This is a genomic window from Streptomyces sp. NPDC004111 (assembly GCF_042874215.1).
GTDB lineage: Bacteria > Actinomycetota > Actinomycetes > Streptomycetales > Streptomycetaceae > Streptomyces.
Genome location: NZ_JBIAMU010000027.1, coordinates 33,878 through 51,224 on the forward strand (window position 1 = coordinate 33,878; position 17,347 = coordinate 51,224).

The 17,347-nt window shown below is 73.9% G+C and carries 1 protein-coding gene; it reads right to left on the minus strand.

From position 1 onward, the window contains the following. Positions 1-34: 34 nt before the first annotated feature. On the minus strand, positions 35-17,341 hold the full coding sequence (locus ACFYVL_RS38650) for a type I polyketide synthase (protein ID WP_389253774.1): 17,307 nt from the start codon (positions 17,339-17,341) through the stop codon (positions 35-37). Between the last annotated feature and the right edge of the window lie 6 nt (positions 17,342-17,347).

Here is a 17,347-nt window from a genome sequence, read left to right on the forward strand (position 1 = left end):
TCATTCGACGGTGAATTGGTGTTCTGCGAAGAAGTCACGAGATACCGAATTCCTTGCCGATGAGATCGAATATTTCGTCGTCGGAGGCGGAGTCGACTTCCAGGTCGACGTCCTCGCTGCCGGGCGCCGTCCACTGGGACAGCAGGTTCTGGAGCCGCGCCGCGACTTCCGTACCGGCCTCGTCGCCGGCCGGCAGCGCGGCGAGCGCCGCCTCCAGCCGGGCCAGCTCGGCGAGCACGGGAGGCGGTTGCCCGTCCCCGGCCAGCCGGTCGAGGACGTGCGCGGCGAGCGCCGCCGGGGTCGGATGGTCGAAGACGACCGAGGCGGGGAGCCGTACGCCGGTGGCCGCACCGATCCGGTTGCGCAGCTGTACGGCGGCCAGCGAATCGAACCCGATCTCCTGGAACCGGCGCGCCGGGTCCACCGCCGAGAACTTCGCATGGCCGAGCACGGCCGCCACCTGCGCACGGACCAGTTCCAGCACCGTCCGGTCCCGCTCTGCCTGCGGCATCGACCGCAGCCGGGCGGCGAGTTCGTCCGCCGCCCCGGCTGCCTCGGCCGGTGCCGCTGCCACGGGCAGGTCGCCCAGCAGCCCGCGCAGCAGCGGCCCGCCGCTCAGCCCGGTGAACCGGGACGCGAAGTCCGCCCACTCCACGTCGGCGACCATCACCGTGGTCTCGCCCGCCGCGAGCGCCGCCCCCATCGCGCCGACCGCCTGCGCCGGATCCATCCCGGGCAGCAGCTGCTGCCCGGTGCCCATGCCGGGTCCTGCCCAGGCGCCCCAGGCGATGGAGGTGGCGGGGAGCCCTTGGGCGCGGCGGTGGTGGGCGAGTCCGTCGAGGGTGGCGTTGGCGGCGGCGTAACTGGCCTGGCCGGGGTTGCCGAGGGTGCCCGCGGCGGAGGAGAAGAGGACGAAGTGGTCGAGGTCGAGGTGGCGGGTGAGGTGGTGGAGGTGGTGTGCGCTGTGGGCCTTGGCGTTCAGGACGTGGTGGATGCGCCCGGGGGTGAGCGATTCGAGGACGCCGTCGTCCAGGGTGCCCGCCGCGTGGACGACCGTGCGCAGGTCGGGGATCGTGCCGAGGAGCGCGGCGAGGGCGTCGCGGTCGGCGACGTCGCAGGCGGCAAGGGTGACCTGTACACCGAGTGCTTCGAGTTCGGTGGCGAGTTCGTCTGCGCCGGGTGCGTCGGGGCCGCGTCGGCTGGTGAGGATGAGGTGGGTGGTGCCGGTGGTGGCGAGCCAGCGGGCGACATGGCCGCCCAGCGCTCCCGTACCACCGGTTACCAGCGCACTCCCCGCGAACTCGGGAGCGTCGGTCTGGTCCGGCACCGGAGTGGCCCGGGTCAGACGGCAGCCCCACGCGCCGGAGGCGCGGAGCGCGACCTGGTCCTCGCCGGTCGAGCCCGCGAGGACGCGCCCCAGCAGCCCTTCGACACGCTCGTCCGGCAGCGCGGGCAGGTCGACCAACCCGCCCCAGCGGTCGGGGAGTTCGAGGGCGATGACACGGCCGAGACCCCAGACCCCGGTCTGCTCGGGGTCGACCGCGGTGTCGTCGTCACCGGACACGGAGACCGCGCAGCGCGTGACGCACCACAGCGGTGCGTCGACGTCGGCCGTGGCGAGGGCCTGGACGAGCGCGACCGTCTCCGTCACCGGCAGCAGGGAGACCACTCCGGCCACGGAGCCGTCACCGGCCAGTTCGTCGACCGTGGTGACCTGTACGTCGGCTCCGGCGGTACGCAGCGCGGCGGTGACCGTGGCCGTGTCCTCGCTCCGGGCGCCGGGCTCGGCCACGAGCAGCCAGGTGCCGGACGGCTCCGTCGCGGCGGACATGCCGGTGACGGGTGCCCAGGTGAGGCGGTAGCGCCAGGAGTCGACCACCGACTGTTCCTGGCGGGCGCGCCGCCACGACGACAGGGCCGGCAGCACCTGGTGGAGCGGCTGGTCGGCGTCGATGCCGAGGGCACTCAGATCCCCCCGCTCGACGGCCTCCCAGAACGCGGCGTCGACGGCGCTGGTTGCGGACTCCGCACCGGCGGGCGCCTCAAGCCAGTGGCGCTCGCGCTGGAAGGCGTACGTGGGCAGGGCCACCCGCCGGGCCCCGGAGAACACCTTGCTCCAGTCCACGGCGGTACCACGTACGAAGAGGCTGCCCAGCGCGGCCGTCAGAGTGGCCGCCTCCGGGCGGGAGTGCCGGAGTGCGGGGATGCCGTCGTCGGAGGTCAGCGAGGTGAGGGAGCCGTCGGGGCCGAGTTCGAGGAAGGTCGCGGTGCCGGAGGCGCGCAGGGTGTCGAGCCCGTCGGCGAACCGTACGGTCTCGCGGATGTGCCGCACCCAGTAGTCAGGGGTGCACAGCTCTGGTCCCGCCACCTCACCCGTGACGTTGGAGACGATGGGCAGGGTGGGCGCCTGGAATTCCACGGTGCGCAGGACGGCGGTGAAGTCGTCGAGCATGGCGTCCATGCGGTGCGAGTGGAAGGCGTGGCTGACGTGCAGCCGACGGGTCTTCACGCCCTGGGCGTTCAGTACGTCGACGACGGCTTCGACGGCGTCTTCGTCGCCGGAGATCACGACCGAGGAGGGTCCGTTGACGGCGGCCAGGGTGACACGGTCGTCGAGCAGCGGGGTGACGTCGGTTTCGGGTGCGTTGACGGAGGCCATGGCTCCGCCTGCCGGGAGGGCCTGCATGAGCCGTCCGCGCGCGGTGACGATCTTTGCTGCGTCGGCCAGTGACCAGACTCCGGCTACGTGTGCGGCGGAGAGTTCGCCGATGGAGTGGCCGAGGAGGTGGCCGGGGGTGACGCCCCACGACGACACGAGTCGGTACAGCGCCACTTCGAGTGCGAAGAGACCAGCCTGTGCGTAGACGGTCTCCCGCAGCAGGTCCGCGTCCTCGCCCCACACGACCTCGGTGAGCGGCCGGTCGAGGTGTGCGTCGAGTGCGGCACACACCTCGTCCCATGCCTCTGCGAACACCGGATAGGCGGCGTGCAGTTCGCGGCCCATACCGAGCCGCTGCGAGCCCTGGCCGGTGAACAGGACGCCCAGCCCACCCGACACGGCCGTCCCCGGAACCAGCGAGTCCAGCCCCTGGAGCAGCTCGTCGCGGTCCTTGCCCACGACCACCGCACGGTGCGACAGAACCGCCCGGGTCGAGAGCAGCGACCAGCCGACATCCGCCGGATCCAGCTCCGGATCGGCCTGCACGAAGGCCTTGAGGCGTTGCGCCTGCGCCCGCAGTGCCGTCTCTCCCTCGGCGGTCAACACCCAGGGAATCGAAGGCAGTTCACTGCGAGTCTCCTCGTGGGCCTCGGCGGCCTCCGCCGGTGCCTGTTCCAGTACGACGTGGGCGTTGGTGCCGCTCGCGCCGAACGAGGACACTCCCGCACGTCGCGGCCCACCGGTCTTCGGCCAGTCGGCCGGCTCGGTGAGCAGTTCGACCGCGCCGGACGCCCAGTCGACATGCTGCGACGGCTCGTCGACGTGCAGGGTCCGCGGCAGGACGCCGTGGCGCATCGCCATGACCATCTTGATGACCCCGGCCACGCCCGCGGCGGCCTGGGTATGGCCGATGTTGGACTTCACCGAGCCCAGCAGCAGGGGGTGTTCGCGGTCCTGCCCGTACGCCGCGAGGATCGCCTGCGCCTCGATCGGGTCGCCCAGCTTCGTGCCCGTACCGTGCGCCTCCACCGCGTGGACGTCCTGCGGCGACAGCCCGCCCGAGGCCAGCGCCTCGCGGATGACGCGCTGTTGGGAAGGACCGTTGGGGGCGGTGAGTCCGTTGGAGGCACCGTCCTGGTTGACGGCGGAACCGCGTACGACCGCGAGGACCTCGTGCCCGTTGCGTACGGCGTCCGACAGCCGCTCCACGACGAGCATGCCCACGCCCTCGCTCCAGCCCGTGCCGTCCGCCGCGTCCGCGAACGACTTGCACCGGCCGTCAGGGGCGAGACCGCCCTGCCGGGAGAACTCCACGAACATCTGCGGCGTCGCCAGCACGGTCACCCCGCCCGCCAGCGCCATCGAGCACTCGCCGCGCCGCAGCGCCTGCACCGCCAGGTGCAGCGCCACCAGCGACGACGAGCACGCCGTGTCCACCGTCAGCGCGGGCCCCTCCAGGCCCAGCGTGTACGACACCCGGCCCGACGCGACACTGCCCGCGGTGCCCGTGCCCAGGTAGCCCTCGGCCTCCTCGGGAACCTCGCGCAGCCAGGAGGCGTAGTCGTGGTACATCACACCGGTGAAGACACCGGTCCTGCTGCCCTTCAGCGAGTCCGGGGCGATGCCGGCCCGCTCCAGCGCCTCCCAGGATGCTTCGAGGAGCAGCCGCTGCTGCGGGTCCATCGCGGCGGCCTCGCGCGGGGAGATCCCGAAGAACCCGGCGTCGAACTCGGCCGCGTCGTAGAGGAAACCGCCGCTGTGCGTGGACGAGGTACCCGTACCGCCCTGGGCGCCGTGCAGGCCCGCCAGGTCCCAGCCGCGGTCGGTCGGCAGCACCGACACCGCGTCGGATGCGGAGTCGACGAACCGCCACAGGTCCTCGGGGGAGTCGATGCCGCCGGGGTAGCGGCAGCTCATGCCGACGATCACGACGGGATCGTCGTCGGGGGCGGCCGTCGGGCCCGCGACCACCGCCGGTGCCGCGTCCGTGCCCAGCGCCTGCCCGCGCACGAACTCCGCGAGCACGGCGGGCGTCGGGTGGTCGAAGACGGCGGTGGCCGGCAGCCGTACGCCGGTTGCCGCAGCGATCCGGTTGCGCAGTTCCACGGCGGTCAGCGAGTCGAAGCCGATCTCCTGGAAGGTCCGCGACGGCTCGACGGACGCCGCCGACGAGTGGCCGAGCACGGCCGCGATGTGCTCCCGCACCAGTTCCAGGACATGACCGCGCTGTTCCGCTTCCGGCCGGCCCGCCAGGTGGTGCCGCAGCCCGGACGCGGTGCCGGTGCCCGCGGCGGACCGGCGGACGGGCGCGGGCACCAGGGCGCGCAGCACGGGGGGCAGGACCCCGGTGGCCGCCTGCTCGCGCAGGGCGGGCAGGTTCAGCGGGTCGGCCAGCACCATCGCCTCGCCGGAGGCCAGCGCGGCGTCGAACAGCTCCAGTCCGTCCCGGTCGCTGAGACTCGTACCGACCGCACGGGAGATCCGGGCCAGCTGCACCTCGTTGAGGTTGCCGGTCAGCTCGCTGCGCTGCTCCCAGAAGCCCCAGGCGACGGAGGTCGCGGGCAGACCGGCGGCCCGCCGGTGCGCGGCGAGGGCGTCGAGGTACACGTTGGCGGCGGCGTACCCGGCCTGCCCCGCGTTGCCGAGGATGCCCGCGGCGGACGAGAAGAGGACGAAGGCGGCGAGGTCGTGCTCCCGGGTGAGTTCGTGGAGGTGCCGGGCGGCGAGCGCCTTGGGGGCCAGCACGTGGTGCAGCCGGGCGGCGTCCAGTGCGGTCACGGTGCCGTCGTCGAGCACGCCCGCGGTGTGCACGACGGTGCGCAGCCCGGGAACGGAGGCGATCAGGTCCGCCACGGCGTCCCGGTCCGCCACGTCGCACGCCTCGACGCGGACGAGGGCGCCGAGCGCCCGGAGTTCCTCGGTCAGGAGGGACGCGCCGGGGGCGGCACCACCGCGGCGGCTGACCAGCACCAGGTCCCGTACGCCGTGGGCGGTGACGAGGTGCCTGGCGACGAGAGCACCGAGCGTTCCGGTGCCGCCGGTCACCAGCGCGGTGCCTTCCGCGAGCTCGGGGCCGGTGCCGCGCGGTGCCGCGACCAGCCGGGGCACCAGCACCCGTCCGCCGCGCACCGCGACCTGCGACTCGCCCGCGGCGGCAGCCGCCGCCAGGTCGGGCAGCACCGCGTCTTGGCCCGCCGCTTCGAGGTCGACGAGCAGGAACCGGTCCGGGTGCTCCGTCTGCGCGGACCGCACGAGCCCCCACACGGCGGCGGCGTCGAGATCCGCGACGTCCTCCCCGGCCGAGGCCGCCACCGCACGCCGGGTGACGACGGCCAGCCGTGCGACGGCGTACCGGGGCTCGGACAGCCAGCGCTGTACGACGTCCAGCGCCGCGACCGCATCCGTGCCGTCGGCCCGCACCCACTCCGGCACCGCCCCGCCGGGCACGAGCGCAGCGAATTCGGCGGGAGGCGGACCGTCCCACGTGCCGAGCGCACGCTCCGTCCACTCCACCCGGAACAGCGAGTCGGCCACGACGCCCCGGGCGTCGGCGAGCTGACGGGCCGAGACCGGACGGAGCACCAGCGAGTCCACGGACAGCACCGGCTCGCCCGAGCCGTCGTGCACCGCCAGCGACAGCGCGTCGTTGCCCGCCGGGGACAACGCCACCCGCAGGGACGACGCACCGACACCGTGCACGGCCACACCGGTCCAGGAGAACGGCAGATACGTCCGGTCGTCGTCCGGGAGGAGTCCGCCCAGCCCGACGCCGTGCAGCGCCGCGTCGAGCAGGGCCGGGTGTACGGCACACCGTTCGGCGTCGTTCTGGGCCTCCTGGCCCACCGCCACCTCGACGAACAGCTCGGCGCCGCGCCGCCAGGCGGCACGCAGGCCCCGGAACACCGGGCCGTAGGCGTATCCGCGCCGCGCCAGCGCCTCGTACACGTCGTCCGTGTCCACCCGTACGGCACCCGCCGGCGGCCACTCCCGTGCGGCGGGCGGCGGGTCGCCGGCACCGCGCAGGGAACCCGTCGCGTGCCGCACCCAGGCACCGCCGTCGCGCCGCGCGTGGACGGACACCGCACGGCGTCCCTCCTCGTCGGCCCCCGACACCGAGGTCTGCACCTCGACGTCGCCCCGCTCCGGCAGCACCAGGGGCCCCTCCAGCGTCAGTTCCTCCACCAGGTGGCAGCCGAACCGCAGGCCCGCCTGCAACGCCAGTTCCACGAAGCCCGTACCGGGGAAGACCGTCGCGCCCGACACCGAGTGGTCGGCCAGCCACGGCTGACCCGCCACACCCAGCACACCGGTCAGCACACCACCGCCGGAGTCCGGCAGCGGCACCTCCGCGCTCAGCACCGGGTGGTCCAGGCGGGCGGACCCGGCCGCCTGCCGGGGCCGCTCCGCCCAGAAGCGCTCGCGCTTGAAGACGTACGTCGGCAGATCCACGATCCGCGCCCCGAGCCCGGCGAACGCCGCCGCCCAGTCCACCTCGACCCCCCGCACGTGCAGCAGGGACAGCGACGCGAGGAACTGACGCGGCCCGCCCAGGTCTCGGCGGAGGGTGCCGGTGGCCAGGATGTCCGTGCCGTGGGTGTCGGCGGTGCCCTGGACGCCGATGGTGAGGACGGGGTGCGGGCTCGACTCGACGAAGACGCTGTGCCCGTGGTCGAGCAGGGCGGTGACGGTGTCCTGGAAGCGGACGGTTTCGCGCAGGTTGGTGTACCAGTAGGCCGCGTCGAGATCGGCGGTGTCCGTCAGCCGACCCGTGACGGTGGAGTAGAACGGCACGTTCCCGGTGCGGGGCCGCACCGTCGCCAACGCCTGTGCCAGCTCGTCCTTGATCTGCTCCACGTGCGAGGAGTGGGAGGCGTAGTCGACGGGGATGCGCTTGGCCTGCGGGAACTCCGCGAGGACCGCGTCGAGGACCTCGTTGCTCCCGGAGACGACCGTGGAGGCGGGTCCGTTGACAGCCGCGATGGAGAGTCCGTCGCGGTCGCGGAGTTGATCGGCCGGGAGGGGTACGGAGACCATGCCGCCGTGTCCGGAGAGGGCGAGGAGTGCCTTGCTGCGGAGGGCGGAGATGCGTGCTCCGTCTTCCAGGCTGAGGCCGCCCGCGACGCAGGCGGCGGCGATCTCGCCCTGGGAGTGCCCGACCACCGCGGCGGGGGTCACCCCGTACGAACGCCACAGCTCCGCCAGCGACACCATGACCGCCCACAGCACCGGCTGGACCACATCCACCCGGAGCAGGGCGTCCTTGTCGTCCAGCACGTCGAGGAGCGACCAGTCCACGAACGCGTCCAGCGCGTCCGCGCAGTCGCGCATCCGGGCGGCGAACACCTCGGACGTGGCGAGGAGTTCACTCGCCATGCCGACCCACTGCGAACCCTGGCCCGGGAACACGAAGACCACACCGCGCCCCGGCTCCGCAGCCTGCGCGGCCCCCAGCCCGTCCAGCCCGCGCAGCAGCTCCTCCCGCGACGAACCCACGACGACCGCGCGGTGCGACAGCCTCGCCCGCGTCGAGGCCAACGACCGGCCGATGTCGGCGGGGGACAGCTGCGGGTGCTCCGTCACGAAGGAGTGCAGGCGCTCGATCTGTGCGTGCAGCCCCGCCTCGCTGTCGCCCGACACCACCCAGGGCACCACCGGCGACGTCCCGGACACGCCCGCGGCGTCGGCCTCCGGCCCGGGGACGGCCGTCGGCGGGGCCTGCTCCAGTACGACGTGGGCGTTGGTGCCGCTCACGCCGAACGCGGACACACCTGCCCGACGCGGTCGCCCGGCCTCCGGCCACTCCGTACGTTCGGTCAGCAGCTCCACCGCGCCCGCCGACCAGTCCACCTCGGGTGTCGGCTCGTCCACGTGCAGGGTCTGCGGCAGCACGCCGTGCTGCATGGCGAGGACCATCTTGATGACGCCGGCGACACCGGCGGCGGCCTGGGTGTGGCCGATGTTGGACTTCACCGAGCCGAGCAGGAGGGGCTTTTCGCGGTTCTGGCCGTACGTGGCGAGGAGTGCCTGCGCCTCGATCGGGTCGCCCAGCGTGGTCCCCGTGCCGTGCGCCTCCACCGCGTCCACCTCGGCGGACGTCAGCCCGGCGGAAGCCAGCGCGGCCTGGATGACGCGCTGCTGGGAGGGGCCGTTGGGGGCGGTGAGACCGTTGGAGGCGCCGTCCTGGTTGACGGCGGAGCCCCGCACGACGGCAAGGACCTGGTGGCCGTTGCGCTCCGCGTCGGAGAGGCGCTCGACGAGGAGCATGCCGACGCCCTCGCCCCAGCCCGTACCGTCCGCGCCCGCGGCGAACGACTTGCAGCGGCCGTCCGCCGCGAGCCCCCGCTGACGCGAGAACTCCACGAACGTGGCCGGCGTCGCCATCACGGTGACCCCGCCCGCCAGCGCCATCGAGCACTCGCCCCTGCGCAGCGACTCGCACGCCAGGTGCAGCGCCACCAGCGACGACGAACACGCCGCGTCCACGGTGAGCGCGGGGCCGTGCAGCCCCAGCGCATAGGCGATACGACCCGACATCACACTGGTCGCGGAACCCGTCAGCGCGTAACCCTCGTCGGAGTCCGACGGGTAGCCCTGCCCCCAGCCGCCGATGAAGACACCGGTACTGCTGGCACCAACCGAGTCCGGCGCGATCCTGGCACGCTCGAACACCTCCCAGGCGGACTGCAGCAGCAAACGCTGCTGCGGGTCCATCGCCAGGGCTTCGCGCGGCGAGATCCCGAAGAAGCCCGGGTCGAACTCCGCCGCGTCGTGCAGGAAGCCGCCGGAGCGCACATACGACGTGCCCGGCCGGTCCGGGTCCGGGTCGTACAGCCCCTCCGTGGCCCAGCCGCGGTCGTCGGGGAACGCGGACAGGGCCTCCCCGCCCTCCCCGACCAGCCGCCAGAGGTCCTCCGGGGAGCTGATGCCCCCGGGGAACCGACAGCTCATCGCGACGATGGCGAGAGGCTCGTCGGAGGCGTACGGGGCCGCAGCCGCGTCCGCCCCGGCCTCAGCCCCCGACGCGTCGGGGCCCAGCAGTTCGGTGCGCAGCAGCGTGCCGAGCGCCCGGCAGGTCGGGTGGTCGAACAGCAGGGTGGACGGCAGCCGCAGACCGGTGGCCGCGTTCAGCCGGGTACGCAGCTCCACCGCGGTCAGCGAGTCGAAGCCCAGCTCGCGGAACGGCGCCGTCGCCACCACCGCCGACGGATCGCGGTGCCCCAGCAGGGCGGCGGCGTGCTCGCGCACCAGGTCCGTCAGCACCCTCTCCTGCTCGGCGGCGGGCAGCGGGGCCAGCCGGGCGCGCAGCCCGGCACGGTCACCGGGCGCCTCCCCGCGCTCCGACGCCAGCGCCTCGCGCACGGCGGGCAGATCGCCGATCAGCGGGCTCGTACGGACAGCGGTGAACGCCGGGGCGAACGTCTCCCAGTCGATGTCCGCGACGGTCGGGCACGGCTCGCCCGAACCGCCCGCCCGGCCGATCTCGGCCACCGCGAGTTCGGGCCGCATCGGCCGCAGACCGCCCCGCCGCAGCCGCTCCTCGTCCGCACCGTCCAGGCTGCCGCCCCACGCACCCCACGCCACGGAAGTGGCCGCCAGGCCGCGCACCCTGCGCTGCTGGGCCAGGGCGTCCAGGTAGGCGTTCGCGGCGGCATAGCCCGCCTGCCCCGTACCGCCCCAGACCGCCGAGCCCGACGAGAACAGGACGAACGCGTCCAGGGGCGCGTCACCCAGCAGCTCGTCCAGGTGGGCCGCACCGGTCACCTTGGCGCGGAACGCGTCCGCGTACGTGTCGGGACCGGCCTCCACCGGAGTGCCGAACTGCACGGCACCCGCCAGGTGCACCACGGCCGTCGGCGGCTCCGGCAGCGAGCCGAGCACGTCCGCGAGGGCGGCGCGGTCGGTCACGTCGCACGCCGTCAGGGTCACCCGGGCACCCAGAACGGTCAGTTCGGCCGCGAGCTCCGCGGCACCCGGCGCGTCGGGCCCGCGCCGGCCGAGCAGGACGAGGTGCTGCGCACCTGCCCCGGCGAGCCACTTCGCCACGTGCCCGCCCAGCGCACCCGTGCCACCCGTGACCAGCACCGTGCCGCGCGGACGCCAGGAGTCCGTCGGACCCGAAGGCACCGCGGCCTCCAGCCGCCTGCCCAGCGCCCCCGAGGTCCGTACCGCGATCTGGTCCTCGGCGCCCGCACCGGCCAGCGCCGCGAGGAACCGGCGCAGCACCGGGGCGTCGCAGTCCGCGGGCAGGTCGATCAGACCGCCCCAGCGCGCGGACCTTTCGAGCCCGGCCACCCGGCCGAAGCCCCAGACCGCCGCCTGGGCGGGGCTCGGAGCGGGGTCGGCGGAGTCCACGGCGACCGCGGACCGGGTGACGCACCAGAGCGGCGCCCCGACACCGGCGGCCTCGACCGCGCACAGCAGCTCCACCGTGTGCGCCAGCCCCTGGGGGAGCGCCGGATGCACGGGGTGCGCGCGCTCGTCGACGGCCAGGAACGAGAGGACCCCCGCGACCTCGCCGGCCCCCGCCGCGTCCGCGAGCAGTTCCGCCAGCGCCACGCGGTCGGCCGCGTCCGGCCGCACCTCGACGGTACGGATCCGCGCACCGTGCTCCGCCAGCGCCCGGCCGCACGCGGCCGACCACTCGTCCCCCGCCGGGACCACCGCCAGCCAAGTACCGTCGGGAACCCCGGAACCGAGCCCCGACAGCGGCTGCCAGCCGATGCGATAACGCCAGGAGTCCACGGCGGACCGCTCACGGCGCCGGCCGCGCCACGCGGACAGCGCGGGCACGACCTCGCCCAGCGACGCACCGTCGATCCGCAGCGTCGCCGCCAGCGACTCCAGGTCCTCGCGCTCCACGGCGTCCCAGAACCGGGAGTCCACCGCGTCCACACCGGACGGCTCCAGCCAGAACCGCTCCCGCTGGAAGGCGTACGTGGGCAGCTCCACCTGCCGCACCTCACCGAAGACCGACCGCCAGTCGACGCGCACACCGCATACGTGCAGACGCGCGAGGGAGAGAAGGAACTGCTCGACGGTGCCGTGGTCGCGGCGGAGGGTGCCGGTGGCGAGGATGTCCGTGTCGTGGGTGTCGGCGGTGTCCTGGATGCCGATGGTGAGGACGGGGTGGGGGCTGGCCTCGACGAAGACGGTGTGTCCGGTGTGGAGGAGCGCCTCGATGGTGTCCTGGAACTGGACGGTGTGGCGGAGGTTCTCGTACCAGTAGGCGGCGTCCAGCTCTGCGGTGTCGGTGAGTTGGCCGGTGACGGTGGAGTGGAAGGGCACCTCACCGGTCCGGGGGGCGACGGGCGCGAGTGCTTCGGCCAGTTCGGCCTTGATTTCCTCGACGTGGGCGGAGTGGGAGGCGTAGTCGACGGGGATGCGCTTGGCCTGCGGGAAGTCCGCGAGGACGGCGTCGAGTACGTCGTTGTCGCCGGAGACGACGGTGGATGCGGGGCCGTTGACGGCCGCGATCGAGAGGCCTTCCCGGTCACGGAGTTGATCGGCGGGGACGGGTACGGAGACCATGCCGCCCCGGCCCGAAAGGGCGAGGAGTGCCTTGCTGCGCAGAGCGGAGATACGTGCTCCGTCCTCCAGGCTCAGCCCGCCTGCGACGCAGGCGGCGGCGATCTCGCCCTGGGAGTGCCCGACCACCGCGGCGGGGGTCACCCCGTACGAGTGCCACAGCTCCGCCAGCGACACCATGACCGCCCACAGCACCGGCTGGACCACATCCACCCGGAGCAGGGCGTCCTTGTCGTCCAGTACGTCGAGGAGCGACCAGTCCACGAACCCGTCCAGCGCGTCCGCGCAGTCGCGCATCCGGGCGGCGAACACCTCGGACGTGGCGAGGAGTTCACTCGCCATGCCGACCCACTGCGAACCCTGCCCCGGGAACACGAAGACGACATCGCCGGAAACCGCGCTGCCCCGCACGACGGCCGGGTCCGACTCCCCGTTCGCGAGCGCGTCCAGTCCTCGTACGAGCGCGTCTTGGTCGGAGCCCACGACTACCGCGCGGTGCGAGAGCACGGCCCGTGTTGATGCCAGCGACCAGCCGACCTGGGCGGCGGACCGGGCCGGGGTGCCTGTGGTGTCCCGGGTGCCGGTGACGTAGGAGCGCAGCCGTTCCGCCTGTGCCCTGAGACCGGCCTCGCCGTGGCCCGAGAGGACCCACGGGAGTGCTACCGGCGCTGCGGCCTCCGGGCTTTCCGGCTCGGATCCGGGCGCGTCCGGGGCCTGTTCCACGATGACGTGGGCGTTGGTGCCGCTCACGCCGAACGACGACACACCCGCACGCCGTGGACCGCCGGTCTCCGGCCAGTCGGTCTGCTCGGTGAGCAGTTCGACCGCACCCGCCGTCCAGTCGACGTGCGGGGTGGGCTCGTCGACGTGCAGGGTCTGCGGCAGCACGCCGTGCTGCATGGCGAGGACCATCTTGATGACGCCGGCAACGCCCGCGGCGGCCTGGGTGTGGCCGATGTTGGACTTCAAGGAACCCAGGAACAGCGGGTGTTCCCGGTCCTGGCCGTACGTGGCGAGCAGCGCCTGTGCCTCGATCGGGTCGCCGAGCTTCGTGCCCGTACCGTGCGCCTCCACCGCGTCGACGTCGGCGGTCGAGAGACCGGCAGCGGCCAACGCGTCCTGGATGACGCGCTGTTGGGAGGGGCCATTGGGAGCGGTGAGGCCGTTGGAGGCGCCGTCCTGGTTCACGGCGGAGCCGCGTACGACGGCCAGGATCTGGTGGCCGTTGCGTACGGCATCGGAGAGGCGCTCGACGAGGAGCATGCCGACGCCCTCGGCCCAGCCCGTGCCGTCGGCGGCAGCGGCGAACGCCTTGCACCGGCCGTCCTCGGACAGGCCGCGCTGGCGGGAGAACTCGACGAACATGTCGGGGGTGGCCATCACGCTCACGCCACCGGCCAGCGCCAGCGTGCACTCGCCCGACCGCAGTGCCCGCACCGCCAGGTGCAGGGCCACCAGCGACGAGGAGCACGCGGTGTCCACCGTCACGGCGGGGCCCTCAAGGCCCAGCGTGTACGACACCCGGCCCGAGGCGACGCTCGCCGCGGTGCCGGTCAGCCGGTAGCCCTCGGCCGACTCTCCGGCGCCCACCGCGTACCCGGACGCCGACGCGCCGACGAACACGCCCGTGCGGCTGTCCTTGAGGGAGTTGGGGGCGATCCCGGCGCGTTCCAGGGTCTCCCAGGAGGTTTCGAGCAGCAGCCGCTGCTGCGGGTCCATCGCGGCGGCCTCGCGCGGCGAGATCCCGAAGAAGGCCGCGTCGAACTCGGCGGCGTCGTGCAGGAACCCGCCGTCCCGGACGTACGAGGTGCCCGGCTCGTCGGCGCCGGGGTGGAACAGCCCTTCGAGGTCCCAGCCGCGGTCCGTGGGGAAGCCGGAGACGGCGTCCGTGCCGTCGGCCACGACCTGCCACAGGTCCTGGGGCGAGCGCACGCCGCCCGGGAACCGGCAGCCCATGCCGACGATGACCACCGGGTCGTCGCCGTCGACGGCAGCGCCCTTTCCGGCGCCCCGCGCAGCGTCCTCGGGCCCGTGCTCGCCCCGGGCGAGGCGGTCGAGGTGGGCGGCGAGCGCGGCGGGGGTCGGGTGGTCGTAGAGCGAGGTGCTGGGCAGAGCGAGGCCGGTGGCGGTGCCCAGGCGACCGCAGAGTTCGACCGCGGTGATCGAGTCGAATCCGAGGTCCTTGAACGTCCGCTCCTCGTCGACCGCGTTCGGCCCGTCGTGCCCGAGGACGACCGCGGCGTGCTGCCGCACCAGCGCGAGCACGTTGCGCGGCCGGTCGATGCCGGAGGCGGCCTCGGCGGTCCCGGAGGCGGTGACGGGTATGTCGGCGACGGCCGTGTCCGCGGCGGAGGTCGCTTCGGCGGTGCCGAGGACGGCCGGGGCGGGTAGGGAGGCCGCCGTGCTCTCGGCCCCGGCGGGCTCCACCGTGTCGATCCAGTACGGCCGGCGCTGGAACGCGTAGGTGGGCAGTGCGACCCGTCGGCCGCCGCGCAGCAGCGCGTCCCAGGCCAACTCGGCGCCCGATGCGTGCAGTTCGGCCAGCGCCGTGGCCAGTGCCCGGGGCTCGGAGCGGTCGCGCCGCAGCGCGCCGACCAGGACACCGGGGCGGGTCAGGCATTCCGCCGTCAGGGTGGTCAGCGCCTTGTCCGGGCCCAGCTCCACGAAGGTCGTGACGCCCTCGGCCTCCAGCAGGCGCACGCCGTCCAGGAAGCGGACGGTCCGGCGGACGTGCTGCACCCAGTACTCGGCGGAGCACAGCTCCTGGTCCGTGGCCTGCTGTCCGGTGACGTTGGAGATCAGCGGAATCCGGGGAGCGTGGAAGGTCAGCCCCTCCGCGACCCGGCGCAGCTCGTCCAGCACGGAGTCCATGTGGGCGGAGTGGAAGGCGTGGCTCGTGCGCAGCCGCTTGGTCCGCCGCTCCCGCCCGCTCCAGCCGGCGGCGAAGTCGAGTACGGCCTGTTCGTCGCCCGAAACCACGGTCGCGGAAGGCCCGTTGACCGCCGCGACGCAGATCCCCGCGGCGGCCTCACCGGCCTGTGCCAGGGCTTCGACGACCTCGTCCTCGGATGCCTCCAGGAGCACCATCGCGCCCGGCTCGGGCACGGACTGCATCAGCCGGCCGCGGGCCGCGACGAAGGCCGCGGCGTCCGGCAGGGACAGCACTCCGGCGACGTGTGCCGCGGCCACCTCGCCGATCGAATGGCCGATGAGGAAGTCCGGCGCGGGAGCGAACTCCTCGAACAGCCGGAACAGCGCCACCTCGACGGCGAACAGCGCGGCCTGGGCGTGGACGGTCTGCTCCAGCAGCAGGGCGTCCTGCCCGCCGATCACCTCGCGGACCGGTCGGTCGAGGTGCCGGTCCAGCTCGGTGCAGACGGCGTCGAAGGCACGGGCGAACACCGGGTGCGCGGCAGCCAGCTCCAGGCCCATGCCGAGACGCTGCGCGCCCTGCCCGGTGAAGCTGTACGCGACCTTGCCCGCGGCCCGCGCGACACCGGTGACCAGTCCGGTCGTCTCCTCGCCCCGTGCCAGTGCGTCCAGCACCCGTGCCGCGGCTGCCCGGTCGTCGGCGACGACGACGGCCCGGTGGGCGAAGTGGGTTCTGGTGGTGGCGAGGGAGCGGCCGAGGTCGGCGAGGCCGGAGTCGGCAGCGTGTGCGAGGTCGGCGGTGTCGGCGTGGTCCAGGTGCGCGCGGAGCCGGAGTGCCTGGTCGCGCAGGGCCCCTGCCGTCGCACCCGACAACGGCAGGAGCACGGGTACGGAAGGGGCGTCGGCGGCCGGGGATTCCGGCCCGGCAGCAGGCAGGGCGGCGGCCGGTTCGGCGGGTGCTTCGGTGAGGACGACGTGGCAGTTCGTACCGCCCATGCCGAACGAGCTGACGCCCGCGACCAGAGGTGCCTCGGGGTTGCGCCAGGCGCCCTGAGTACGGCGGACCGAGAGCCGCAGCCGGTCCAGCGGGATGCGGGGGTTGGGGGTCTCGAAGTTGAGGGACGCCGGGAGACCGCGGTGGTGGACGGCGAGCGCGGTCTTGAGCAGCCCCGCGATGCCCGCCGCGGCCTCCAGATGCCCGATGTTGGTCTTCACCGAGCCGACCTCGACGGGGGCGGCACCCGCTCGCGCCTCGGTTTCCGCTCGTGACTCGGTTTCGGCTCCCGTGGGGACGGTCTCCGCGGGACCGGCCGTCTCGTCGCCCGTACCCGCGAAGACGCGACCCAGGGCGTTCGCCTCGATGGGGTCGCCCAGGGCCGTACCGGTGCCGTGCAGTTCCACGTACTGCACGTCCGCGGGCGAGACCCCCGCCCGCTCCTGCGCGAGGCGCAGCACCGCCGCCTGGCCGCGCGGGTCCGGTGTGGTCAGCGAGTCGCCGCCGCCGTCGTTGTTGACGGCACTGCCCGCGATGACGCAGTAGACCGTGTCCCCGTCGGCGCGGGCCCGGGACAGCGGCTTCAGCACGACGAGCCCGCCGCCCTCGCCGCGTACGTAGCCGTTGGCGCGCGCGTCGAAGGTGTAGCAGCGGCCGTCCGGCGAGAGCGCCCCGAACTCCGCGATGTTCTCGGCCGTCTCGGGGACCAGGTTGAGGTTCACCCCGCCCGCCAGCGCGAGCGCGGACTCGCCGCGGCGCACGCTCTCCGCCGCCATGTGCACCGCGACCAGCGAGGACGCCTGGCCCGCGTCGACCGCCAGGCTGGGGCCGCGCAGGCCGAGGCCGTGCGAGATCCGGTTCGCGGTCATCGCCCGCTGCGTGCCGGTCAGCGTGTGGTGCGAGCGCCGGCCGCGGGAGAGCGAGGCGTAGTCCTGCGAGGTCACCCCGAGGAAGGTGCCGACCGTGGCGCCGTCGAGGGCGGCGGGCACGATGCCGGCGTCCTCAAGGCCCTCCCAGGCCAGTTCCAGCATCAGCCGCTGCTGCGGGTCCATCGCCGCGGCCTCGCGCGGCGAGATGCCGAAGAAGCCGGGGTCGAAGTGGGCGACGTCGTCGAGGAAGGCACCGTGCCGGACACCGGCGGGCGCTGTCCCGGACACCGTCCAGCGGTCGGCCGGCACCTCGGTGACGGCCGATCCGCCCGCGCTCAGCAGCTCCCAGAAGGCGGCGGGGCCGGCTGCCTGCGGGAACCTGCAGGACATTCCGACGACGGCTACGGCCTCGTCCGCTTCCATGATGAT